We start from the raw sequence: 22,317 nt of genomic DNA on the forward strand, positions 1-22,317 counted from the left end.
GATGTCGCTGACCGTCCTGCTGGCACCGCCTCGCGCATGCGAAGAGGTGCTCGCCGTGCTGGCCGACTACTCGGCGGTGGGCCTGTTGAGCCCGTTCGCGTGGGTCGACGCCGGCGATGTCGGCGGAGCCTCCACACCGGCCACCCTGATCCGCGACGGCCACGCCGAACCTGTTGTGCTGCAACAGTTGCTGACCGGTGAGCGCTACGACCGGATCCGGGTTGCGGTGCTGGTCCCCATCGAGGCACCTGCTGCCGAGCGGGCGCCGCTGGCCGCCGAGCAGGCCGTCGAGCAGATCGTGCGGAGCACCTCGATGGGCGCGCGCATCAGCCTGCTGCGGCTGCTGCTGACGCCAGGACATTCCGTGCCGACGGCGCCGGATCTGGCGCTGGTGCTCGAAGGCTGGCACAACCTGCTGATCGCCCCGGAGGATTCGGCCGCGCCGGGCCTCGGTGCGGTGCCGTGGGGCAGATTGACCGACCCGCTCGACATCGCCCAACAGACCGCGCCGGTCGTGGCGGGCATCGCCGGCCTGTGGGCCGGGGTCGACGACAGCCCGTTCGACACCATGGAGATCCTGCCCGGTCAGACCGTGCGCGCGGTGCGGGCGTTCTACCGCAGGCTCGACACCACCGCCGTGGAGAGCACGCTGCGCACGCAGCTGTTCGACCCGACGGGGCGGCTGCCGCTACCCCGCGGTGGGCAGGTGCCCGTGGTGTATGTCGAAGACGTTCCGACGGCCGCGCAGTCGATGGCGCGGGCGTTGTGGACCAAACACCGCGACGTCCTGCGTGGCCCCCGGCTGGCCGCGGACGCCGCGCCGACCCAGGCGATCGGCATCTGGGCCGCGCTGAAGATGTTCTTCAAATTCATGGGCGCCGCGCTGCGCAGTGCCCCGTCGGCGTGGCTGTCGGCGGTGATGGGGTCGGTCACCTCGGTGGTGGCGACGACGGTGCAGGGCACCGTGTTCGGCCGCACCGACTCGGCGTTCGCCGTCGTCGCCGACACCGCCAAGGCCGACTGGCAAGACCTGGGCCGCAGTGCGGAAACCCTGCAGACCGCGCTGAGCGGCCAAGGCGCACACCTGGTCCAGCAGGACCTCAGTGCGCTGTGGACGGACTTTGTCAACGGCGCACTGACCCTGGCAGACGGCGGTCGCCGAGCCGCAGGCCTTGACCCGATCGCCGTGGGATCGGCGGTCGGCGTGGTGTTCAACGCCGCCGACGTCGTGCCGAGCGCGGCTGACGAATTCCGCGGCATTCCCACCTCGCTGGCCGCGGTCATCGGCGTCACCGCCATCGAGGGCGCCGACGTGCTCGGCGCGGCCAACGTGCGCGAGCGCCTGCAGCACGCCTATTCCGACCCGGCTGCCGGGGTGGAGGCCCGCAACACCGGGACCGAGCTCGACCGCTGGCAGGCCGCGGCGGCGAAGAGCTACGCCTGGCAGGTCGGCACCATCTTGGCCGACTTCATGCAGCGGGCCCGCGGCGAGGTGGCCGGCCTGGTGTCACAGATCCAGTCGATGGGTGACCGCAACGCGGTCGACGAGCAGCTGCGGCAGCGTCAGCAGGCGGTCGGCACCATCCTCAAGACGTTCACCGCGGCATTGTTCGTGGTGCTGCTGGCGTTGATCGGGGTCGCCGCCATCGGGTGGTCGAGCTGGAAGTTCGCCCTGATCACCGGGGCATCGCTGATCGTGCTGTACATCGTGGTCTCGCTCGGGTTGTTCATGCTCAGCCAACGCGACCTGTTCGCCGAGATGAACCTGCGAAGATCGCAGCTCAATCAGCTGGAGACCATGCATGCGAACCTGCGCAACGCCGTGCAGGATCTGAGCCGGCTGACCTCCGCCTACGGTCAGCTGCTGGCGTGGTGCCGCACGCTGGGCGCGGTGCTGCGTGCCCCGTTCGGCGTGGCTCCGCCGGCCCGTGCGGCCGTCGGCCAACTCGTCGACGGGCTGCCGCGGTCCACCCAGATCGGCGTCGCCACGCCCAGCGCCGACCAGGCCGACAACGCCGCCCACGGCATCCAGCGTCGGCTCTACGCGCTGGGTTGGCTGACCAAGCCGTGGGAGGACATGCTCGGCGAGGCCGCGGGCAGGCTTCGTGAGGAGCCCGCGGCCCTGTTCAAGCTCCCCGGCGTCGGGTCGGGATCGGGGCTGGACCAGTGGTCGGCGGCAGTGCTGCAGGGCCGGGTGCGGCCCACCGGCGCCGACGCCTTGTGGGCCCGCGTGGAGCAGATGTTCGCCGACGAGGCCGGTGGGCAACCGGGTGGCCTCGCCGACGCGCTGACCGGCACGGTCGCGGTCCCGACGCTGAACCGGGAAGTGCCCGCGCAGCAGTTCGGCGCCGGATTCACCGACCACCGCGCGGGACGGGCCGCTCCGTTCGACGCGTCCCTGTTCACCAATGCGGCCGTGACGGCAGGCCGCTCCGGCGTTGCCGTCGACGACGCGGTGGTGATCCGGGCCGGGCTGGGCTACCGGGCAGTCGTTGTTCAGGCCAGCGACGGTTTGCCGCCGTACGATTTTGCTTTGTTCGAAATGCCGGTGCCCGTCGCGCCAGGTGGCGAGGACGAGCCCACGATGATGGTTCGACGCACCGAATCCGATGCGCCGCCAGGGGAGGACATGGTGTTCTGACATGCAGGATTCCAGCCCCGATCCCTTTCACCGGGAGGATCCCGACGACGCCGATCCTCGGCTCGCACCCCTGCTGGCCTGGCGCCAGCAGCTCATCGATTCCGGCGCTGTGGCGGCCCGCAGCTTCAAAGAGGCCCATCTTCGTCTCGTGTTGAGGTCCGGCCGCACGGACGTCGAACAGATCCGCGCGATGCTGCCCGGCTCCGTCGCCGAGCACGCCGACGAAATGGCCAGGGTGCTCTCCGAACTGGACACGTCGTCCACTGAGCAGACGTCGATCACGGGCAGACACCGCACCACCGATGCGTCGACTGGTGCGGCGCTGCCGCCGCCTGGGGCGTCGGGAACCCTGCCACCGGCCGGGGCCTCGGGAACGCTGCCGCCGCCCTCGGCGCCGGCCGCCCCCACCGAACCGGCCCCACCGGCCGAGCCGGTGTCAGCGCAGGCCGAACCCCCGGCGGCTGAAACACCGCTCACTGCAGCCGATTTCACCCCGTTCACATTCGGTCAGCAGCAGCCGCCCCGGCAGAACATCGCGTTGCGTCGCAGCGCCGCCGGTGGTGCCATGGAGATCAGCTGGCCGCCGCTGCAGGGCACCGACGGCGTCGTGCTCTACCGGTTGGTGAGCTCCGAGGACAACCCGCCGTACTCACCGGACCGCGCCGATCTGGTGGCCGCCACCGATACGACGTCCGCGGCCGACACCCGCCCACCCGCCGCGGCGGTCCGGCACTACCAGGTCTGGATCAACGTCGGGGCCACGCGCGCTGAGGCCCTGACCGCGCAGCCGATGCTCTACGCCGCCGGGGTGCTGGTCAGCCCGATCACCGACTTCGCGATCCGGGAGGATGCCGGCCGGGTCATCGGCCAGTGGACCGTGCCTGCTGGGGTCAGCTCGGTTTACGTCTACCGCGTACCGGCCGCCGAGGCCGGGCGCGACGGTCCGCAGTACCGCATCCTCGCGGGCAGCGACAACCTCAACGGCTTCGTCGACTCCGAGCCCGTTCGCGGTGAGCGCTACCAGTACCGCGCCCGCTGCGCGGCCAACGTCGACGGGGTGCTGCGGCTGTCGGAAGCCGTCGAGACCGACATCGAGATCTCCGCCGTGCTGGCCCCGGTCACCGACCTTGCGGTGGCGACCGGGGTGGACGGCTCGTCCTTCGACCTGACCTGGACTCCACCGGCGGGTGGACGCATCGTCATCTACCGCACCCAGGACGGGCCGAATGCCGGCGCGGAATCGGCCGAGCTGCCCGAGGGCGCCCTCGAGCAGGTCGGGCTGACGCCGGAGCTGCGGCTCACCCAGCCGGTGGTCACCCAGACCGGGCCCGACGGCAGACCCCGCGCGCTGATGGCCGGGGTGTCCTGGCCGTCCGACTGGAGCCGCGCCTACCTCACCCCGGTGACCATCCTGGCCGGCCGGGCCTTGGTGGGCCGCACGCTGTCATCGGTGCGGACCGGCGCCATCCGCGACATCGAACTCGCCGAGTACTGCAACAAGCAGGTGCTGACCTTCGACTGGCCCGACGGCGCGGCCGGTGTGGTGCTGTATCTGGCCCCGAAGGGCTACGACCCGCGGGGCGGGCTGACCGGCAAGTCGTTCGAGATCTCGCTGGAGGAATACGAGAAGTACGGCGGGATGCAGCTCACCGGGCAGCTCCCGGTCGGTGGTTGCTCGCTGCACCTGGCCCCGGTGGCGTTCTCGGGTGGCCGCCGGGTGACCGGTGCGATCGCCAGCGTCGAGTACCACGGGTTGCTGCGGCTGCAGTACGCGGTGCGCATCGGCCGGGACCCGCAGGGGTTCCCGACGACCGCGACCATCGCCATGCGCTCCGAGCACGATCTTCCCGGTTCACCCGCGTTCGTGCTGGTCAACAATCCACAGCGGATACCGCTCAGCGTCCACGACGGTCAAGCCGTCGACGTGGCCCCGCTGGATGCGCAGGGGCAGTTCGCCGATCGCCCGTCGAAGGAACTGCGCTGGTCGCAGCTGACCACGTCGGGAACCGGCGAGCTGTGGGCAGCCAACGTGCGCGGCTTGCAGGGCTGGATCCGGTTGTTCGTCAACACCCCGTCGGCCGAGCGGCTACGGGTGATCGCCCTGCTCGATCCGCCGGTGGACAGTCTGCGGCTGACTGCGATGGCGCAATGACCTCACGCTATGGCCAGTTGGCCTACACGTCGTTCGATGCTGTCGGTTCGGCAGGCGGATGGCAGGTCAAGCAGACCACCGGTGACCTGACGCCGGAAGAAACCCAGCAGCTGATCGCCGGGGTCCGCACGGTGTTCCGCCCGGTGCAGCCGCTGCCCGATTACCCGACACCCGAACAGCTCGACCAGGGACCGCGGCGGCTGGCCTACGGCAGGGTCGACACCGGTACGGGGTACTGGCACACCGTGCCCGCGGGATCGGACAGCACCGGCAGGCCCGGCAATGTGTTCGCCCACGTCGTGCTGGACCGCACGCCGCTGTCAGCACCGCGCCGCCGGCCCATCCAGTGGTGGCGGTCGCCGCAGTGGGCGCGCCCGTACGGCGCGGCGGCGGTGAGCAGAGCGACCATCCCCGACAGCCCACCCGAGCCGGGCACGGTGGTGACCAAGGACAGCGTGGTGGCCTTCGCGCTGGACACCAGCACATGGCGGCTGGCGACGCTGTTCGCGCTGCTCGATGCCGTGGCCGGGGCGCTCGACGGGGGAGCGCCGGTGGTGCTCGGCGCGGAGTCGGTCGAATCGGCCGCGCAGTGGATCGGGCTGGTGAGCTTTCTGATGTCGCCCGGAACCGCGGCCACCCTGAGCTTTTCCACGCTCGACCGGGCCGATCAGGTCATGTTGGCACTGCACAGCGGCCAGCTGCTGACGGCCGTGCCGATCGGTGATCTGGATGCCGTGCCCGCAGGCGTCGTCGTGATCAGCGAGTCCGAAGCGGTATCGATGGGCGAGCTCGACGGCGATCCGCACCGGACCGCACGCGGGCACACCATCGAGGCCACGCACTGGTCGGCCATGGCCCAGGTGGTGCTCCTGGAACCACATTCGGCGCGCCGGTTGCTCGACGACATCGACCGCGTCGCCGAGCAGGTCCACGACGAGGGTCTGCACCCCGCGTGGCCGACTGCGATGGTGGTGGCAGGCCGCCCGGAGTTCGCTGACGCCGTCGAAGAGGCGCACGAGGTGATCGCTGCCCACTCGCCTCCGGACGTCCCGGCCGGCTCGCAGGCCGCCCAGACCATCGCCGGCGTGCTGTCGGCTGTGGTAGGTACCAGCACTGCCGACGCCTGGCGCGCCGTGCAGGAACTGCCGGATGGGCCCGCAGCCGATTTCGCCGATGCGACGTATCTGAGCCGGGCCATCACCGATGACACCTGGCTCGGGCAACTCGGCCCTATCCCGTTGGGGCCCAGATTGTTTCACGGGAAACCAACGCCTTCGCAGGTACAGTCGGCGATCGGCCCGGGGCTGGCCGCGGCACGGGACCAAGGCCCTGAACGGGAGCTGCGGGTGATCGAGCTGCTGCTGCGGGCAGGGGTCGCCGACGATCGCCTCGCCCCGGCGCTGCTGGACGATGTGGTGCCGCATCTCGACGATCCGGTGCGCGGTCCCAAGATGCGCCAGCGCGTCGACGCGGACGGCAGGTTGGCGATCGGCGCTGCTTTGCTGCGGGCCGGCGGTGACGTCGAGGGCACCGCGATCAGTGACAGCCTGCTCGATTGGCTGGCCGATGCGACGCCCCTGCCCGGCGCCGACGAGCTGGCGCATGCCAGCCCGTGGGACCAGACCTGGATCCGCGCTGCGCTGCGCGGTATCCGGGCGGGCAGGCGCGGGTCTGTCGAGCCGGGTGATTCCGGGGCACAGCTGTGGTGGCTGAAGGCGACCGCGTCCCCGCATTTCGAACAGGCCGTCGCGGACTCGGTGTGGGATCCGGCCGACCTCCTGCTGGCGTTGGGTGCCGACCCGATCACCGGGTCCGGCACTGTGCGCACGCTGGTAGGCGCGCCGGATTCGCCCGCGCTGACCGAGCTGGCAGGCCGGGTGATCGACGGCAACGGCGACAGCACGGCCGTGGCGTGCGCGGCGGTGCGGTACATCGAGCCGCAGATGTGGATGCACCAGCGGTACGTGGAGACCCACCAGAGCGCATACCTGCCGTTCTGGGATCAGGTCCTGAGCAATACCGAGCCGAGCGGTGTGCACCACGACTTCGCTGTACGCATGCTGACGTTCGCCCTACTGGGCGTCATCGCCGGCCAGCCCTACCCGCAGGCCTGCACGGTCCTGGCCGCCGATGCCGGTCTCGGCGGCGAGGCCATCGCGCGGGTGATGCCGCTGGTCGACGGCTACGAGGTGGCGCCGCAGGCCGTGCTTGCGGTGACACTGCTGCGCGTCGCGTCGGCCGAAGATGCCCAGCAGCAACTGGACGTGATCGATCAATTGATGGGGCAACTGGCCGAACGCGTGGCGGCAGGCATGCCCGGTGAGGAGAGCGACGTCGACGCGGTCACGATGTTGATGACACAGCTGTCCGGGGATGCCTCGGATCCCACGGTGCGGCGGTACCGGAAGATGGTGGGCAGGCTGCTGGCCCGGCGCAATGACGCACAACCGTCGCTGGCGGCCAGATTGCGGGGGAGTCGCTGATGCCGATCTATGTGGTGAACGCACGCAACCAGCGGGTGCAGATACCCAGCCAGGCGCTGTCGGTGTCCATCACCGGCGCCGTCGGCGGCGCCGCCCTCGAGGTGCACGGCGGACCCGATCAGCCGGTGGTGCGCTCGAGCGCGCATCAGGCGTTGCTGCCCAGCCTCACCGGCCCGGTCATGGTGTCGGTGCGCCCGGTGGGCACCGACCGGTTCGGCAGCGGGACCGTCATCCACCTGGCGATCGCCCACGACAATCCCGGTGACGTCGATCCGGTCCAAGTGATGTTCGACCCGATCGACGTCAGCGGTGACACCGGGCTGACGTTCGCCAAGCTGACCCCCGACGGCACCCAGATCGACATCTCGGTCAGCGCGGTCGCCGATACGCAGCTGAGTCCCCTGGCCACCGCCGCGCGAACCTCGGCGCGCAAGATCACCGGCCGCGGGCCGGGCGAGTCCGACGGTGCGGTGCTGATCGCGTTCGACACCTCAGCGTCGATGCGCAGCTGGTTCGCCGACGGCAGCGTGGTGGCGGCCACCGAGATCGTGGTCGGTGTGGCCGATGCGGTGGGTGTGCGCAACGTTTCGGCGGTCCTGGTGGGCGCGGACGTGGTCCCGGTAACCGCGTCGGGCAGTGCGGAGCTGGCGGAGGCGGTCCGACGAGCGACGCCCCGCTGGTCGGCGGGCGCCCGCTGGTCGCGTCTGGCCCCAGGGCGGTCCCGCGTGGTGGTCTGCGCGGATTATCCGACAAGCGCGGTGCGGCAACGGTTTCCGGTGATCGCGCTGTCCAACGATCGCAGGCTCGACGCTGCCGGGGCGCGCCTGCCCGCACCGCGGCCGGGTAACGAGGCAACCGCCGAGCTGCTGGCGCATCCGCCTGTGCTGGACCGGATCACGGCGTCGCTGGTGAAGGCCCTGGCCCCATGAGCAAATGCCCGCGTTGTTTTTCGGCGCTCAACCCGAACCAGCATCTGTGGACACTGTCCGCTCAGGCCGGCGGTACGCGCTACCGCGACGACGTCGCGACGGCGTACCTGGGCGCGCCCGCCGACTGCGGCCCGCTCTACACCTGGACCCGCACGCCGGGGTACAACGGACCGCCGCCACCGACCGCGGAGGCCAGCCGAGCGTTGCAGGGCCCGGCGGTCGAGATCTGCCCGGTCTGCCACTACGTGTTGCCCGAGGGCTGGCGGCAGGGGCACGCCATCTGCATCGCCATGGCCGGGGCGCGTGCCACCGGCAAGAGCCTCTACATCGGTGTGTTGGTGAAACAGCTTGAGCTGCTGTGTGAACGGCTCGGTGTGTCGATGGAACCGGTCACCCGGGCGACCGCGCAGGCCTATGCGACCAACTACGAGACGCCGCTGTACGTGCAGCGCGGTCTGATCCCGCCGACCCCGACCGTGCACACCCAGGCCTCCACGCAGCGTGAACCTCTGATGTTCTCGATCGGCATCTGGCACGGCGTGCGGCGGTTCCTGGTGCTGCGCGATGTCGCGGGCGAGGACATGGAGTCCGGTGATCTGCACACACCGCCGTTCCGGTTCTTCGCGAACGCCGACGCGGTGTTCTTCATGTTCGACCCGTTGCGGGTCAAGGCGATTCGCGATCAGCTGCAGGATCTGCTGCCCGCTCAGCTGTTCAGTGGCGGCGATCCGCGATCAGTGCTCAACAACGTGACGATGGCGGTCGCGCCGGGGCAGCCCAAACTTGCGGTGATCCTGTCGAAGTTCGACGCGCTGCGCGTGCTGCGGGAGGTCGAGGGTTCCGAGTGGAGCCTGATCATGTCCAACGCGGGCGCGGCCTACCTGCGGGACACCTCCGACAGTCAGCAGTACGACGAGGTCGGCGGTCAACTGATGCACGAAGAGGTGCGCAGCCTGCTGACCCGGCTGAATGCGGGCTCGATCGTCGCCGCGGTCGAGAACCCTTCGAACGGAATGCGTTTGCAGAACCGCTATTTCGTCGTATCCGCGTTGGGGCAGCCGCCCAGCGGCAACCGGCTGCACTCGCGGGGCATCGCGCCGTTCCGGTGCGCTGATCCGGTGCGGTGGGTGACGTCGAGTTTCGGGGTGCTGTAGGAGTGACGCAGGGTTGGGGGGATCCGTTCGGCGGGGCGCCGTTCGGTCAGTCACCGGATGGTCCGCCGATCATCTCCGCACCGTCTCAGCTGCCGCCGCCGCGACCGCCGCGCAGATCCAAGTCAGTTGTGATGCTGGCGGCTTTCGGCGGGGTCGCCACCATAGCCGTTGCCGCGCTGGTGATCTGGGCCGTGATTCCCGATTCGTCGAGCACCCCGGCGGCCGGTCCGACCTCGACGGCTCCGTCGACGCCGACCACGACGGCGGCGCCTGCGCTGGTGAATTCGGCCCAACTGCCCGGGTTGCTGCTCAGCATGGACGAGGTCAAGCGCGCGACGGACGCGACGAGCACCGCCTATGCCGTGACCGAGAAGCAGCAGTTCAACGCCTCCGAAGGGGTTGTGACACAGCCTGACAACTGCCGCTCGGCGTTGTTCACCGGCGCAGGCGAAATATTCGTCAACAGTGGTGCCACGGCGACGTACTCACGGTCGGTCGTGCTGCCTGACCCGTTGACCACGACCGAGTTGGGCGGGGTCGAAGAACGAGTGGTGTTGTACCCGAACGCATCTGCGGCAACCAAGCAGGCCGCGAATATCGAGAATCTGTGGCGTGGGTGCGTCGGCCTGCTGACCGAGACTCTGAACTATGGCAAGAACTGGATCAAGTACCAGGTGGACCCGCTGACCCGCTCACCACAGGATCCGTCCATCGTGGTGTTGAGCAGTATCGTGACCGACACCCCGGGCGTCCCGAACTTCCGCAACGTCCGGGTCATCGCCGCCAAGAACAACGTCCTGGTCGATGTGGCGGTGTTCGGCGGAAACTTCGGCAACGGCGCACAGACCATCACCGCCGAAATCCTCGCGCGGATCGGCAGTCTGACATGACCTACCCGCCTCCCGATGACCCGTTCGGCGGCATGCCGTTCGGCCAGCTGCCGCCGACACCGCCACCGCCCTACAGCGGTCCGCCGGTCATACCGGCGGCGCCGCAACCACCGTCACCCTCCGGCGAGGTCAACACGTTCGCGACGCTCTCGGTGGTTTTCGCATTCGTGTTCGCCCCGATCGGCGCGGTGCTCGGCCATCTCGGTTTGTCGCAGGTCAAGCGCACCGGGCAGCGCGGCCACGACCGTGCCCTCATCGGGGTGGCGCTGTCGTACACCTTCATCGTGGCGGCCGTGGTTGGCCTCGTCGTGTGGATCACGGTGAAACCCTCGGCTTCCGATTCGAAAATCGTTGTCGCCCAGACCACTACGACGACGTCCGTCCAGGCGAGCACGTCGACGAGCCTGCCCCCGCCGCCTCCGCCACCACCGCCTCCGGTCGCACCCGCGGACATGGCCGGATTGCTGCCGAGCCTGGCCGAGATGCGCCAACTCATGAACAACCCGGACCTGACCGATGCAGGCAACGGCGACGAGGTGGGGGTGGTCTCATCGTCTGTGCAGACCTTCGACCCGCCCGAATGTGTGGTGTCGATGAATTCGTTCACCCCGGAGCCGTATAAAGACAGCGGTTACCGCTCGGTGCTGTCGGTGAATGCCTCTGGGCCCCACGGCAACACCCAGGCCGGCATCGGAGTGGCTGTGTTCGACGACGCAGCCGCCGCGCAGAAGACGCTGACCAACTACATCGCGCTGCTGCAGCAGTGCGCCGGTAAGACGCTGACATGGACTATCGTCCAGGACGGCAAGTGGTCCAAGTTCATCCTCGGCGCACCCGAAAACAGCGGCGCCGTAACGGGAGTGCACAACACCAACATAGGTTCGACCACCGGCATCTATCGGGCCATCGGTGCCAAGTCCAATGTCCTGGTCGACGTGCAGATGGTCGGAGCGGATCTGACCGACCAGAACATCAGGGCCGTCAACAACGTCCTCGCCAAGATTCCGGGCTGACGTGACATACCCGGGCGGACCAGACGACCCGTTCGGCGGGGCGCCGTTCGGCAGCTATCCCGCCGGCCAGCAGCCCCCGTACGGTGGACCGCCGGTCATCCCGGCGCCCGCCCCACAGCCGCCGCGCGCCAAACGGCGCGGCGTCATCCTCGTGGCGATGGCCGCCGTTGTGGTGATCTCCGTTGCAGCCCTGGTGATCTGGCTCGTCGTACCCGGCAAGCGCAGTGCTCCGGCACCCGGGCCTGCCGCGACGACGACAGCGACGAGCACCACCCCGACCTTGAGCGTGCCGGAACCCGTGAGCCCGTCACAGTTGGCCGGCTTTCTGCTGTCCCTCGACGACGTCAAGCGATTGGCGAACGCCGCCAACGACTACAAGACGACCGACAGCACGGCACTCAACGGATCGGAAGGCATCACCGTCACCCCGCCGCAGTGCGTCTCCGCGTTGTTCGGCGGTGGCACCGAGGTGTTTGTTCCCAGCGATGTCATCGCGACCGCGGCCCGGCAGGTCGACCTCGTCGGGGACATGAAGAAGGTCGGCCTCGGTGGCCTCGAGCAGCGGGTGGTGCTCTACGAAAACCCCTCGGTGGCAAGCCGACTCGTCTCCGATATCGAAGCGAAGTGGCGTGGGTGCGCAGGTCCGGTGACCGTCGCCTTCACCGACGGCACTCCCACCTCGCACTACACGGTGGGGCCGGTCACGCACGGCAACCGGAACCCGTCGATCGTGCTGGTAAGTGCCACGATGGCCAATTCGGCGCTGTTCGTCAGCACGCGCGTGGTCGTGGCCAAGGCGAACGTCGTCGTCGACCTGGCGCTGATGGGCGCCGATCTCGGTGAGAGCGCGGAATCGATTGCTTTGGAGATTCTGTCGCGGATACCGGCGTAGGCAAGACCCCTGTGCCATAGGTCGATCGGGCTGTAGGAAGCTGAATCCCATCCGATGAGCAGAGAGGTGCTGGTGCGTGGGTAAGAACGAACGCGCGAAGATCGTCATGGCCGACGACGAGATCGCGGAATTCATCGAGCGCAGCCGGACGGCGACCATGGCGACGCTGCAGGCCGACGGCAGGCCGCACCTCGTCGCGATGTGGTACGCGGTGCTGGACGGCGAGATCTGGTTCGAGACCAAGGCCAAGTCACAGAAGGCGGTCAACCTGCGCCGCGACCCCACGGTCACCGTGATGATCGAAGATGGGCTCACCTACGGCACCCTGCGCGGGGTGTCCATCGACGGCCGTGCGGAAATCGTCGACGACCCGGAAACCATACTGCGCGTGGGCATCAGCGTATGGGAGCGCTACACGGGTCCCTACACCGAGGAGATGCGGCCGTTCGTCGATCAGATGATGAACAACCGCATCGCGGTGCGCGTGGTGCCCGGCCGGCTGCGGAGCTGGGATCACCGCAAGCTGGGATTGCCTGACATGCCGGTGAGCGGCAGCACTGCGCAGTACCTGGGCGACGCCGCGACCGGCTAGGCCGTCGGGCGCGGCCGCGGCTTGAGCTTGGCGTTGGGCAGCGGCGGCGCGGGCAGCCGGGCGATGTGGCCGACATACCCCTCGACGTCGCCGAAGCGGGCGTCATTGGCCTGCCACTGTTCGCGGTAGGCGGCGATGTCGTCATGGCTGCGCCCGACGAAGTTCCACCACATCACGAGTTCCTCGGGAAACGGGATGCCGCCGAGGATGATCAGACGAGCTGGGCCTGCTCCGCGGTTGACCAGGTGAAGTTCGCGATGGCCGGGGCTCTGGTATGCGAGATCGGCGACCGCCAGCGGCGTTCCGGCCACCTCGACGTCGCCTTCGTCGAGCAGAACGCCGTGTTCGAAGGTCGGATCGACCTGCAGGGTCACGGTGGCGCCGGGGTCGAGGTCGAGTTGGGCGCCGAGCAGCGGGGTGAAGGTGTGTACCGGCGACCGTGAATCGGCCAACTCGCCGAGGAAGACTCGTAATGTCGCTCCGCCTACGTTGCGGGCCTGCGGTGCGTAGTGCGCGAAATCGCGGTCGGCGTCGCGGTCGGCGTCGGGAAGAGCGACCCACAGCTGCACGCCGTGCAGGATGGTCGTGGCAGAGGTGGATACTTCGGAGTGGCAGATGCCCGCCCCGGCCGTCATGAGGTTGAGCTCGCCGGGGCGGACCATCGCGTGCACGCCGGCGCTGTCGCGATGTTCGATCTCGCCCTGGAAGAGCCAACTCACGGTCTGCAATCCGGTGTGCGGATGGGGCGGGACGTCCATGCCCGTACCGCCGCGGACATCGTGGGGACCGTAGTGATCGGCGAAGCACCATGCGCCGATCAGCGACCGGTCGCGTTGCGGCAGGGTCCGCCGCACCAGCAGGGCCCGCGGTCCGCCGAGCGGCACCTCACGTGCGTGCAGGACGCCGGTGAATGCCGAAGCCGTGCAGGTGACTTCGGTCGGTAGGACGTCGGTGTTGCTCATGGTGCCACCGTAGTGCGATCCACTGTGCGGCATGCGTGGTTAGCATGTCCGGCATGACCCGGCCGCTGACCGCTGACGATGTTCGCAATGTCGCGTTGACGAAACCGCCGGTGGGTAAACGGGGTTACGACCGCAAGTCCGTCGATGACTTCCTGCAACTCGTCGCTCGCCGGCTCGAGGGTCGCGGCCACCTGAGCGCCGCAGATGTGCGCAACGTCGCGTTCCCGAAGCCTCCGCTGTTCCAACGGGGATACAACGAGGACGAGGTCGACCGGCTGCTCGATGCGGTAGTCGCCACGCTCGAGCGCTGAAAGAAGTTGGGGGACGGTGCCGTCACTGCGCCTCGCGGCGAGTGGTCGCTCGAAGCGACAGTTGTGGTGTGGGGCCCGGGGCAATGCCCGGCACCGTCGCATGCATCAACAGCACGCCCCGGGCCCCTATTCCTCCCCCGCGTGGAACTGCTGCCCTCCCGCCGCCGTCCCCTCGAACTCGGCAGCGAGAGGGCAGGTGGATCAGGCGGCTTCCGGGAAGATCAGCTTGGTCTTGCGGACCGGGTAGCCGTTGCGCTCGGCGAGCGAACGCAGTTGCTTGAGTGCGAATGTGCGGCCGCGGCCACCTTCGGGAACCATGATCCCGGCCCAGAGCCCTTCGGCGCGCGGCAGTTCGCAGGCCTCGCGTGCGCACAGCCAGCGGCGCGGGCACTCCCGGCAGATGACCTTTGCCTGGTCGTCGGGCGTTGAGGTCCAGCGCTCCGGGTTGGCGGTGCAGACGCCGAGCGGGATTCCGTTGGCCATCAATGCGGTCATTTGTGCTGCTCCCCTCGTAAGGACTATGCGGGTGTCCCGCGTTGAGAGGAACGCTATAGCAAGAACCGTAGCAGTGCAACAGTTTGGAGAAATTTAAACCGTTGCGGCGCTACGAAACGGTTTTGGTTCGCCCGCAAGCGTAAAACTACCTAGTTGTCATTACCTGCATGAACAGCACCGATGGCAAATGAAGCGGCCGATGCCGGCTCCGTAGCATGGGTACGGCTACCCTTCCGGCCAAGCCGTAGCACTGGTGCGGTTAGGGAAAAATCCCGAAACCCAAGTCGTAGCGGTGCTGCGGTATGGGGTTAGAATCGATGGGTCCACGCAGCCATCACGGGCCGCCAAGCGCTCCAGCTCATTCAGCTAAGGAACCATCCGGAGATGACCGATGCGGAGTTCGATCTCGCGACCGGCGAGTTCGACGTCGGCTTGATCCGCGCCGGAGCGGCTGCCGCTGCGCGCCGCCGCGAACTCGACATCAGCCAGCGCAGTCTCGCTGCCGACGGTGTCATCAATGCCGGTGCGCTGATCGCCTTCGAGAAGGGCCGCAGCTGGCCCCGCGAACGTACCCGGCTCAAACTCGAAGAGGTCTTGCGCTGGCCGCCGGGCACCATCGCACGGCTGCGTCAGGGCGGCTCGGTCCCGGCCGAACCCGTGCTGCCGCCCCCGCCCGCCGCGACTCTGCCTGCCGAGCCCGAGGTGGCACCCAGTGCCCCCGTATTCGCCCCGGCGAATGCCGAGGTGCCGCTGATCGCCCAGGCGGTGCTCACCGCGGCCAACACACTCGGCTCGACCATGGACGCCATGCCGCCGGTCAGCGATCCCGATTTCACCCCCCGCGTCACGGCGATCCTCGCCGACCTGCGCCAGCTCGAGGCAGTGGCATCACGGGCCGCCCGGATCAGCCAGGTGACGCCCGCGTTGATCAAGGCGCTCAGTGCAGTCCGGCATCAGATCGACGAGCTCACCATGCGAGCCGCGGCGGCGCCGGGCGCGACGCTCGGACAGCGGCTCTACGCCGCGCGGCGACGCGCCAACCTCACCATGGGGGAGATGGCGCAGGCAGCGGGCGTGCCCGAGGACGCGATCAGCCGTACCGAGGCCGAATACCCGGTGGATGCCGCCGCCGTGCACGCCATCGAGGCGCTGATCAACGCAATGGCCTGACCCCGTCGGTCAGTACCGCTCCCGGTGCCGGTCGTCCGATGACGGGAAGTGGTCGGCCAGCGCCGCAGCGATCTCCAGGAACTTGCGGCGTGCGGCGGGCGTCATCACCCGCGTGCCTTCGATCACGCCGCCCGGCCGCAGATTCCCGTCGAACGGCACCTCCACGACGGCCTGGCCCTGTCCCGCGAACTGCCCGGCCAGGATGGACCGGGTCCGCTTGTCAGCGTGGCCGTCGGAATCGTTGAGAACGACAACCGTGCGCTGCAGCAGGCTCGTCATGCCGCGGTTGGCCAGCCAGTCGAGCGTCTGGCCTGCCGCGGCGGCGCCATCGACCCACGGCGACGACACCACGATGAGGGCGTCCAGGTCTCGCAGTACCTCCTGGGTCACGGGCGAGTCCATCGTCGAGCTGCAATCCACGATCGAGATGGAGAAGTGCCGGTCGAGCCGGGTGGTCGCTTCGCGATAGATCGCGGCGTCGAGGACACGGCGGCGGGCCGGGGTGCCCTCGCCGGCCAGGACGAAAAGACCTGCGGCGTTGTTGCCGACCCGGCTGCGCACATCGGCGAAGGTTTCCAGGTGCTTGTCGGAGGCCAGTTCCCAGTACGAGCCCTGGGCGCGCGGGTCGACGCGGCTGCCCAACTTGCCGAAAGCGGTGTCGGCGTCGATGGCGACGACGCGATCGTCTTGGCGCAGTTCGGCGAACACCGATCCGATGCTGGCAGAGACGGTGGTCTTACCGACGCCGCCCTTGCCCATGACGCCGACCTTGTAGTGGCCGCGCAGCACTCCCTTGATCTTGGCTTCCAGCTCGGCCCGGCGTAGATCGTCGGCAGACGGTCCGGGGTTGATCAAACCGAAAGAGGCCTTGTAGACCAGCAGCCGCCAACCCCCTGCCGGGGGTTCACGGCGGGGCGGTACCAGATCGTTGACCCTGATCCGGTCGGCGTACGAGCCCGGCGCGCTCGGCGGAGCGGCCTGGGGGTGGCCCTCGGGTGCGAATCCGCCCTCGGGTGGCCACGGTGACCCGGGCTGCGGCCCGAAGGGTTGATGGGGCTGAGGGGTGGGTGGCGGAGGCGGGGTGGAGTGAGTGGGCTGCGGTGGTGACTGAGGCCGTTGCTGATGGACGGGCCAGCTGGGCTGCTGTTCCCATTGGCTGCCGTCGGGCCGCGAGGGCGCCGATGGAGCGGGGCGTCCGTCATGCGGTGGATGCGTGGGTTGTTTGGAATGTTGTTGCGCCGGTTGCTGAGGCGGCTGCTGTGGTGCGGGGGGCTCGCGGAAGCTGGTGCGGGGTTGCTCCTCTGGAGGAGTCTGCGGCGGGTCGGAGGCCTCGTGATGCCCGGCCCGCGAGTCGTCGTCGTTCGAGGCGGGTGACTTCGGCGGGACGTAGTCGACCGGAGGCCGGCCGGGCAGTGACGGTGCAGGCGGCTCCGGGGCCCGCCGCGGGCGGCGCGTCGGCCCGGTGTCGGGTTCGAAATCGGTGTCCTCCCCACCCGTCCAGCCGAGCTCTCTACGCAGGGTGTCGTCGGGGTCGGTCACGACTGAATCTCCTCGGGTTGTCACGCGACGGCTATCTCGACCGCCCTCAGTATCGACTACGTCACCGCCTCGCCGCAGCCGCCGGTGGCAGCACCGGCTACCAGGCGTCGGCCGCCCATATGACGCCGACCCTGACGTCAATTCCATATGCGCAGGTTAAGTCGCCGGACGGCAACGGATTTGGGCAGAAATTTGGTGCTCAGACGGCCTATGGCGCGCTGGTAACGTCTGTCGCGTCGAGGGGGATCTGCGTATGGGAGTGCCAGGCGATATCGCCAAAACCGGTAAGGAATCGATCGAGGGTCGCGGGCCCGGCGAGGGCATCCTCGATGCCGGACGCAACGTCATAGAAGGCATGAAGACCACGACCGGTACCGGCCCGCCGGACAACGGCAGCATGTTCGGCACGGGAGCCGAGCAACTCGGCAAGGCGGGCGCCACGCTGAAGTCGGCATTTCCCGACGACTCGTGGCACAGCAGCGGTTCGAGCGCCTATGCGGCCCGCAACAACGAGCAGCTCAGCCGTACCGCCGCGATGATCGAGGCCGATCACACCGTCGCGACGGTGCTGGCTCGCGAATCGGAGCAGATCTGGACCACCCGCGGAAACCTGGACGGGCAATCGGACTGGCTGGCTGACATGAGTCAGGTCACCACGGCCATCGGCAACATTCCATATGTCGGCAAGGCTGCGCAGACCGCAACGGAGATCGCAGTGGTGGCCCGGGCCGTCGGAGCCTCGACCGAGCAACTGCTCACCATGCAGCAAAACGTCGATGCCAACGCCGCCGAACTGCACGGCGCCGTCGCCAAATATGCCGATATCGCGCGCGACACCAAGCCCGAGGGCGACGAGCGCGATATCGAAGGCAGCACACCGGCCCCGCCAGTGCCTCGCGGCCGCCAATCCGCCAAACCGGCCCCGGAGGCCGCCGCGACACCCGGGGAGGCATCCCAACCGGCCCCTGCACCACCCCAACCCGCTGCCTCGTCGGCGTCGGGCCCGGCGCGCCCGACGGCCGCGGGAGGCGGTGACATGGGGGCGGTGATGGCGGGCACCATGGTCGGCTCGATACTCGGGCCGCTCGGCGGCATTCTCGGCGGCATCACCCAGGCGGCGTCGCAGGCGCTGCAGGCAGCGGTGCAGGCCGCCACGCAAACCGTCCAGGGCGTCACGCAAGGGGTCGGGCAGGCGCAGCCGTATTCGGCGACGCTGGACAACCAGGCCGAGAAGGTCGACGTCGCCGATAGCGGCAAGGACGAGAAGTCCGGCAAGGACGAGAAGTCCGCGAAGGACGCGAAGGACGACAAGTCCGCGAAAGACGCGAAGGACAGCGGCAGCGCTGTTGCTCCGGCGGCCGAAAAGGGCGGGAATCCCGGTTCACCCGACGTCGGCGCAGGCGTCACCAGTGCGGGTCCGACCGACAAAGGTGCCGCCAAGACACTGCCGCCGGACCTCGGGGCGGGCGAATTCAGTGGCGGCGCCGGCCGTGCACCGGCCCGGGCGGAAGTTGATTTGGAACAGGCTCAGCTAAGTGTTCCGGCTGCGGTTAGATTGGATGGCGCTACTCCTGGATCTACGGCCGTGACGGGGACGTAAGAATCTAGGAAAGGGATCGAGGGGAAATCATGTCGGAGGATTTGCGCGTCGCAACCGAACATCTACGCGAACTGTCCATGAGGCAAGGTCACGCCGCGGGCGAATTGGCCACCGCAACGGCGGCCGTGACCGGCGTCGACAGCTCGCTGCGCTGGACACATGGGCCGATTTCGTCGTCCACGGCCGGTGCGGTCGAGGCTGCACAGAACGCTCGCCGTACCGCGGGCCTGAGCATGGCGACGCTGTCCGAGAGCCTGAGTGAAAAGCTGACCGCCGCAGCGCGGCGTTACGACCACACCGATGAAGACGGGGCCGCGGCCCTGCAAACGCACACCGACAAGTTCGGACAGCCGGCGGAGCAAACCCGATGACGTCCGTGCACGGGGCTGATCCGGACGCGCCTCCTTACGACGACGTCGTCGCGGTCGAGGTGACCATCGACGGCATGCTGGTGATCGCCGACAAATTGGGTCTGACGGATTTCCCGCCATCCCTCGGTATCCGGCTCAACATCCCGCAAGTGGATCTGCGCCAGATTGTCTGGGAGCAGGTTGAGCGGGACCTGACCGCGCAGGGCGTACTGGACGTTTTCGGTAACCCGCACCCTGAAGTCGCTGCCATGCTCGACACTCTCAGCAGAGCGGATCGCACTCTGGAAGGGCGCTGGTGGCGCCGCAACCTGGGTGGGAAGATGATCCGGTTCGTGGTGTGTCGTAAGGGGGCTCGACATGTCGTATGCGCGCGGGACAACGAGATGCTGGTGTTGCAGCGGGTGGCACCGCAGGTGGGGATGGCCGGCATGGTGATGACGGTGCTCGGCACCGGTAATCCCGCCAACGTCGAACCGCTCACCGGCGTCGCCGACCAGCTCGCCAAATGCCGCACCGCCGACGATCTCATCGGCTACGGCATCCCGCCCAACTCGGCGCGGGCCTACGCGAGCATCATCTCCGAGCCCGAGAGCTGGGTCGAGATCGTCGGCAGTGAACGCCTCCCCGGCGGCACGACTGCCCAATCAGATGTCGCCGCAGGCGTTTTGGATTCTGCCCCGGGCCGCATCGTCTCGATCCCGCGCAAGGTCAACGGTGAGCTGTACGGCAGCTTCCTGTCCGGTACGCAGGACAACCTGCAGCGTGCCCTCGACGGGCTGATGGAGTTCCTGCCCTCTGGTGGCTGGTTCGACAAGACCGATTCGGACAGTTCCTATCTTCACTGAGAAAGGCCGCCACGGTGGGTGAGTCTCCGCCATACGACCGGGACTACGAAGACGACGATCAGGACATCCTTTCGGCGATCGACTTTGCGTACCCGGACCAACAAGCCGACGACGATTCGGATATCGACGTACATGTCGGCACCTCGCCGACGCCCGACGACGTCGAGCCTGGATTCTCCGCGCTCGATGCCATCGACGTCGAGAGCGACGAACCCGACGTGCCGATCTTCAGCGTCACCAACCCACCGGGGACCGTGACGGTCACCGCGTACATGGATGGCCGCGTGCAGCAGATCGACCTGTCGCCCAAGGCCGTCAACATGACCGAATCCGACCTCATCGACGAGATTCTCGTGATCGCCGAGCTGGCGACGCAGGACGCCCGCTCGGCCCAGTACTCGTTCATGCTCGAAGGAATGCGCGAGCAGGGGCACGACGATTTCGCGACGCGCGATTTCCTGACCCGTGATCTCAACCTGCCGACGCCCGAACAGTCCGATGCGGCCCGGGCCCAGATCTTCGCAACCCGCTACGGAGGAGAAAATGGCTGACCATCTCGCAGGCATGTTCGGGAGCGCCGTGGGCATGCTGGCCAGTTCCCCGGCCCGGGCCCTCGAGGTGTTCACCGAGATCACCAACTACGACGAATCGGCGTGCGACGCCTGGGTCGGGCGCATCCGGTGCGGTGATATGGATCGGGTGACGCTGTTCCGGGCGTGGTATTCGCGGTCGAACTTCGGACAGCTCGCCGGTGCCGCCGAGATCTCGATGAACAGCCTCAACGCGCGGATTCCGATCGGCGGCATGTTCAGCAGGGATATCAGCTACCCGATCAACTCGCCGTTGGCCATCACCATGGGCTTCGCGGTGCAGGAGGCGTCCCAGGGCAACTACGCCGACGCCATGGAGGCGCTCGAGAGCGCCCCGTCGGCAGGTTCGGAGCATTTGGTCGCGTGGGTCAAGGCCGTCATCTATGGCGCCGCGCAGCGCTGGACCGACGTCATCGACGAGGTCCGCGGTGCCAGCGGGTGGCCGGACAAGTTCCTCGCCGCGGCGGCGGGCGTCGCCCACGGTGTCGCGGCCGCCAACCTCGGGTTGTTCACCGAGGCCGACCGCAGGCTCACCGAGGCGCACGACACGCCCGTCGGCGACGCGTGCGGCCCCGCCATCGCCTGGTATCTGGCGATGGCTCGTCGCAACGAGGGCAACGAGGAGTCGGCCCGGGTGCTGTTGGAGTGGCTGCAGGCCAACTTCCCGGAACCGAAAGTCACTGCTGCGCTTAATGATCCGACCTACCGGCTGAAGACCACCACCGCTGAGGCCATTGCGTCGCGCAAGGATCCCTGGGATCCGAACAGCGTTGTGGCCGATACCTCCGGCCGCGAGAAGCTGCTCGCGGAGGCGCAAGCCGAACTCGACCGGCAGATCGGGTTGAGCCGGGTCAAGGAACAGATCGAGGCTTACCGGGCCGCCACCCAGATGGCCAGGATCCGCGCGGCGCGGGGCATGAAGGTCGCCCAGGCCTCCAAGCACATGATCTTCGCCGGCCCCCCGGGTACCGGCAAGACGACCATCGCGCGCGTGGTGGCGAATATCCTCGCCGGCCTGGGCGTGATCGCCGAGCCGAAGCTGATCGAGACGTCCCGTAAGGATTTCGTCGCCGAGTACGAGGGGCAGTCGGCGGTCAAGACGGCCAAGACCATCGACCGGGCGCTCGGCGGCGTGCTGTTCATCGACGAGGCGTACACGCTGGTGCAGGAGCGTGACGGGCGTGCCGATCCGTTCGGCACCGAGGCGTTGGACACGCTGCTGGCCCGCATGGAGAACGACCGCGACCGGCTGGTGGTCATCATCGCGGGCTACAGCAATGACATCGACCGGCTCTTGGAGGCCAACGACGGTCTGCGCTCGCGTTTCGCGACCCGCATCGAATTCGACTCCTACGCACCTGAAGACATCGTCGAGATCTCGAAAGTCATTGCCAAAGCCAATGATTCACAGCTCGACGACACCGCGGCCAAGCGGGTGTACGAGGCGGCCTCGCTGTTGAGCCAGCGCAGGCTCAACGGTAAGCCTGCCTTGGACATCGCGGGCAACGGGCGCTACGCACGCCAGCTGGTGGAGGCGGGCGAACAGAACCGCGACATGCGGCTGGCCCGCACGCTGGACCTCGACAGCCTGGGCGTGGATCAGCTCAGCGAGATCAACGGCGAAGACATGGCATCGGCGATCGCGTCGGTGCACAGCCGACTGAACGTCGGCGAGTAGGCGAGAACAG

19 protein-coding genes are annotated in these 22,317 nt (G+C 68.3%); 16 read left to right on the forward strand and 3 right to left on the reverse strand.

Going from position 1 to position 22,317, the window contains the following annotated elements:
• Window position 1 precedes the first annotated feature (1 nt).
• From A5784_RS29445 to A5784_RS29490, 9 genes are all read left to right on the forward strand, one after another.
• Window positions 2-2,641, forward strand: a complete 2,640-nt coding sequence (locus tag A5784_RS29445) for an ABC transporter permease (RefSeq protein ID WP_064948400.1) — start codon at window positions 2-4, stop codon at window positions 2,639-2,641.
• A gap of 1 nt (window position 2,642) precedes the next feature.
• Window positions 2,643-4,793, forward strand: coding sequence for a SaeA-related protein (locus tag A5784_RS29450; protein ID WP_064948401.1), 2,151 nt, complete (start codon window positions 2,643-2,645; stop codon window positions 4,791-4,793).
• Window positions 4,790-7,276 carry a GAP1-N2 domain-containing protein gene (locus tag A5784_RS29455; protein WP_064948402.1) on the forward strand — a complete coding sequence of 829 codons (2,487 nt, stop codon included), beginning with the start codon at window positions 4,790-4,792 and terminating at the stop codon, window positions 7,274-7,276. Before A5784_RS29450 ends, A5784_RS29455 begins: the two co-directional genes overlap by 4 nt.
• On the forward strand, window positions 7,276-8,205 hold the full coding sequence (locus tag A5784_RS29460) for a hypothetical protein (protein ID WP_064948403.1): 930 nt from the start codon (window positions 7,276-7,278) through the stop codon (window positions 8,203-8,205). The genes A5784_RS29455 and A5784_RS29460 overlap by 1 nt, the downstream gene beginning before the upstream one ends.
• The gene (locus A5784_RS29465) at window positions 8,202-9,359 is read left to right on the forward strand and encodes a hypothetical protein (protein WP_064948404.1); all 1,158 of its coding nucleotides are present in this window, start codon (window positions 8,202-8,204) and stop codon (window positions 9,357-9,359) included. The genes A5784_RS29460 and A5784_RS29465 overlap by 4 nt, the downstream gene beginning before the upstream one ends.
• Before the next feature lie 2 nt (window positions 9,360-9,361).
• Window positions 9,362-10,249 carry a sensor domain-containing protein gene (locus tag A5784_RS37890; RefSeq protein ID WP_082945149.1) on the forward strand — a complete coding sequence of 296 codons (888 nt, stop codon included), beginning with the start codon at window positions 9,362-9,364 and terminating at the stop codon, window positions 10,247-10,249.
• Complete coding sequence (locus tag A5784_RS29480) at window positions 10,246-11,262, forward strand: sensor domain-containing protein (protein ID WP_064948407.1); 1,017 nt, start codon at window positions 10,246-10,248, stop codon at window positions 11,260-11,262. The genes A5784_RS37890 and A5784_RS29480 overlap by 4 nt, the downstream gene beginning before the upstream one ends.
• A gap of 1 nt (window position 11,263) precedes the next feature.
• On the forward strand, window positions 11,264-12,154 hold the full coding sequence (locus A5784_RS29485) for a sensor domain-containing protein (protein ID WP_064948408.1): 891 nt from the start codon (window positions 11,264-11,266) through the stop codon (window positions 12,152-12,154).
• Window positions 12,155-12,230: 76 nt separating this feature from the next.
• A complete protein-coding gene (locus A5784_RS29490) occupies window positions 12,231-12,746 on the forward strand; it encodes a pyridoxamine 5'-phosphate oxidase family protein (protein WP_064948409.1) in 516 nt (171 codons plus the stop codon).
• Here A5784_RS29490 and A5784_RS29495 read toward each other — a convergent pair.
• Window positions 12,743-13,708, reverse strand: coding sequence for a pirin family protein (locus A5784_RS29495; RefSeq protein ID WP_064948434.1), 966 nt, complete (start codon window positions 13,706-13,708; stop codon window positions 12,743-12,745). The two genes, A5784_RS29490 and A5784_RS29495, sit on opposite strands and share 4 nt — an antisense overlap.
• A gap of 53 nt (window positions 13,709-13,761) precedes the next feature.
• Here A5784_RS29495 and A5784_RS29500 point away from each other — a divergent pair, with 53 nt between their 5' ends.
• Entirely contained in the window at window positions 13,762-14,019 is a 258-nt protein-coding gene (locus A5784_RS29500; protein WP_502687548.1) for a DivIVA domain-containing protein, read from the forward strand.
• A gap of 201 nt (window positions 14,020-14,220) precedes the next feature.
• On the opposite strand, the gene A5784_RS29505 is transcribed toward A5784_RS29500, so the two are convergent.
• Window positions 14,221-14,514 (reverse strand): WhiB family transcriptional regulator, encoded by a 294-nt coding sequence (locus A5784_RS29505; RefSeq protein ID WP_029368917.1) that lies wholly within the window; start codon window positions 14,512-14,514, stop codon window positions 14,221-14,223.
• Between the two features lie 384 nt (window positions 14,515-14,898).
• On the opposite strand from A5784_RS29505, the gene A5784_RS29510 reads away from it, so the two are divergent.
• A complete protein-coding gene (locus A5784_RS29510; RefSeq protein ID WP_064948411.1) occupies window positions 14,899-15,684 on the forward strand; it encodes a helix-turn-helix domain-containing protein in 786 nt (261 codons plus the stop codon).
• Window positions 15,685-15,693: 9 nt separating this feature from the next.
• On the opposite strand, the gene A5784_RS29515 is transcribed toward A5784_RS29510, so the two are convergent.
• A complete protein-coding gene (locus A5784_RS29515; protein ID WP_064948412.1) occupies window positions 15,694-17,223 on the reverse strand; it encodes a MinD/ParA family ATP-binding protein in 1,530 nt (509 codons plus the stop codon).
• 253 nt (window positions 17,224-17,476) lie between these two features.
• Here A5784_RS29515 and A5784_RS29520 point away from each other — a divergent pair, with 253 nt between their 5' ends.
• From A5784_RS29520 to eccA, 5 genes are read left to right on the forward strand one after another with little or no spacing between them, the layout of a single operon-like run.
• Window positions 17,477-18,823, forward strand: a complete 1,347-nt coding sequence (locus tag A5784_RS29520) for an EspA/EspE family type VII secretion system effector (protein WP_064948413.1) — start codon at window positions 17,477-17,479, stop codon at window positions 18,821-18,823.
• Window positions 18,824-18,852: 29 nt separating this feature from the next.
• A complete protein-coding gene (locus A5784_RS29525) occupies window positions 18,853-19,194 on the forward strand; it encodes an ESX-1 secretion-associated protein (protein ID WP_064948414.1) in 342 nt (113 codons plus the stop codon).
• The gene (locus A5784_RS29530; protein WP_064948415.1) at window positions 19,191-20,039 is read left to right on the forward strand and encodes an ESX secretion-associated protein EspG; all 849 of its coding nucleotides are present in this window, start codon (window positions 19,191-19,193) and stop codon (window positions 20,037-20,039) included. The genes A5784_RS29525 and A5784_RS29530 overlap by 4 nt, the downstream gene beginning before the upstream one ends.
• A 14-nt stretch (window positions 20,040-20,053) precedes the next feature.
• On the forward strand, window positions 20,054-20,590 hold the full coding sequence (locus A5784_RS29535; protein ID WP_064948416.1) for a hypothetical protein: 537 nt from the start codon (window positions 20,054-20,056) through the stop codon (window positions 20,588-20,590).
• Complete coding sequence (gene eccA / locus A5784_RS29540) at window positions 20,583-22,307, forward strand: type VII secretion AAA-ATPase EccA (protein ID WP_064948417.1); 1,725 nt, start codon at window positions 20,583-20,585, stop codon at window positions 22,305-22,307. Before A5784_RS29535 ends, eccA begins: the two co-directional genes overlap by 8 nt.
• Window positions 22,308-22,317: the final 10 nt, after the last annotated feature.

Source organism: Mycobacterium sp. 852013-50091_SCH5140682 (genome assembly GCF_001665685.1).
Classification (GTDB): domain Bacteria; phylum Actinomycetota; class Actinomycetes; order Mycobacteriales; family Mycobacteriaceae; genus Mycobacterium.

Excerpts from the sequence above, each read along its gene's own strand:
- A5784_RS29445 (WP_064948400.1), top strand. The coding sequence starts at position 2 with ATGTCGCTGACCGTCCTGCTGGCACCGCCTCGCGCATGCGAAGAGGTG.
- A5784_RS29450 (WP_064948401.1), top strand. The coding sequence starts at position 2,643 with ATGCAGGATTCCAGCCCCGATCCCTTTCACCGGGAGGATCCCGACGAC.
- A5784_RS29455 (WP_064948402.1), top strand. The coding sequence starts at position 4,790 with ATGACCTCACGCTATGGCCAGTTGGCCTACACGTCGTTCGATGCTGTC.
- A5784_RS29460 (WP_064948403.1), top strand. The coding sequence starts at position 7,276 with ATGCCGATCTATGTGGTGAACGCACGCAACCAGCGGGTGCAGATACCC.
- A5784_RS29465 (WP_064948404.1), top strand. The coding sequence starts at position 8,202 with ATGAGCAAATGCCCGCGTTGTTTTTCGGCGCTCAACCCGAACCAGCAT.
- A5784_RS29480 (WP_064948407.1), top strand. The coding sequence starts at position 10,246 with ATGACCTACCCGCCTCCCGATGACCCGTTCGGCGGCATGCCGTTCGGC.
- A5784_RS29495 (WP_064948434.1), bottom strand. The coding sequence starts at position 13,708 with ATGAGCAACACCGACGTCCTACCGACCGAAGTCACCTGCACGGCTTCG.
- A5784_RS29500 (WP_502687548.1), top strand. The coding sequence starts at position 13,762 with ATGACCCGGCCGCTGACCGCTGACGATGTTCGCAATGTCGCGTTGACG.
- A5784_RS29505 (WP_029368917.1), bottom strand. The coding sequence starts at position 14,514 with ATGACCGCATTGATGGCCAACGGAATCCCGCTCGGCGTCTGCACCGCC.
- A5784_RS29510 (WP_064948411.1), top strand. The coding sequence starts at position 14,899 with ATGACCGATGCGGAGTTCGATCTCGCGACCGGCGAGTTCGACGTCGGC.
- A5784_RS29520 (WP_064948413.1), top strand. The coding sequence starts at position 17,477 with ATGGGAGTGCCAGGCGATATCGCCAAAACCGGTAAGGAATCGATCGAG.
- A5784_RS29525 (WP_064948414.1), top strand. The coding sequence starts at position 18,853 with ATGTCGGAGGATTTGCGCGTCGCAACCGAACATCTACGCGAACTGTCC.
- A5784_RS29530 (WP_064948415.1), top strand. The coding sequence starts at position 19,191 with ATGACGTCCGTGCACGGGGCTGATCCGGACGCGCCTCCTTACGACGAC.
- eccA (WP_064948417.1), top strand. The coding sequence starts at position 20,583 with ATGGCTGACCATCTCGCAGGCATGTTCGGGAGCGCCGTGGGCATGCTG.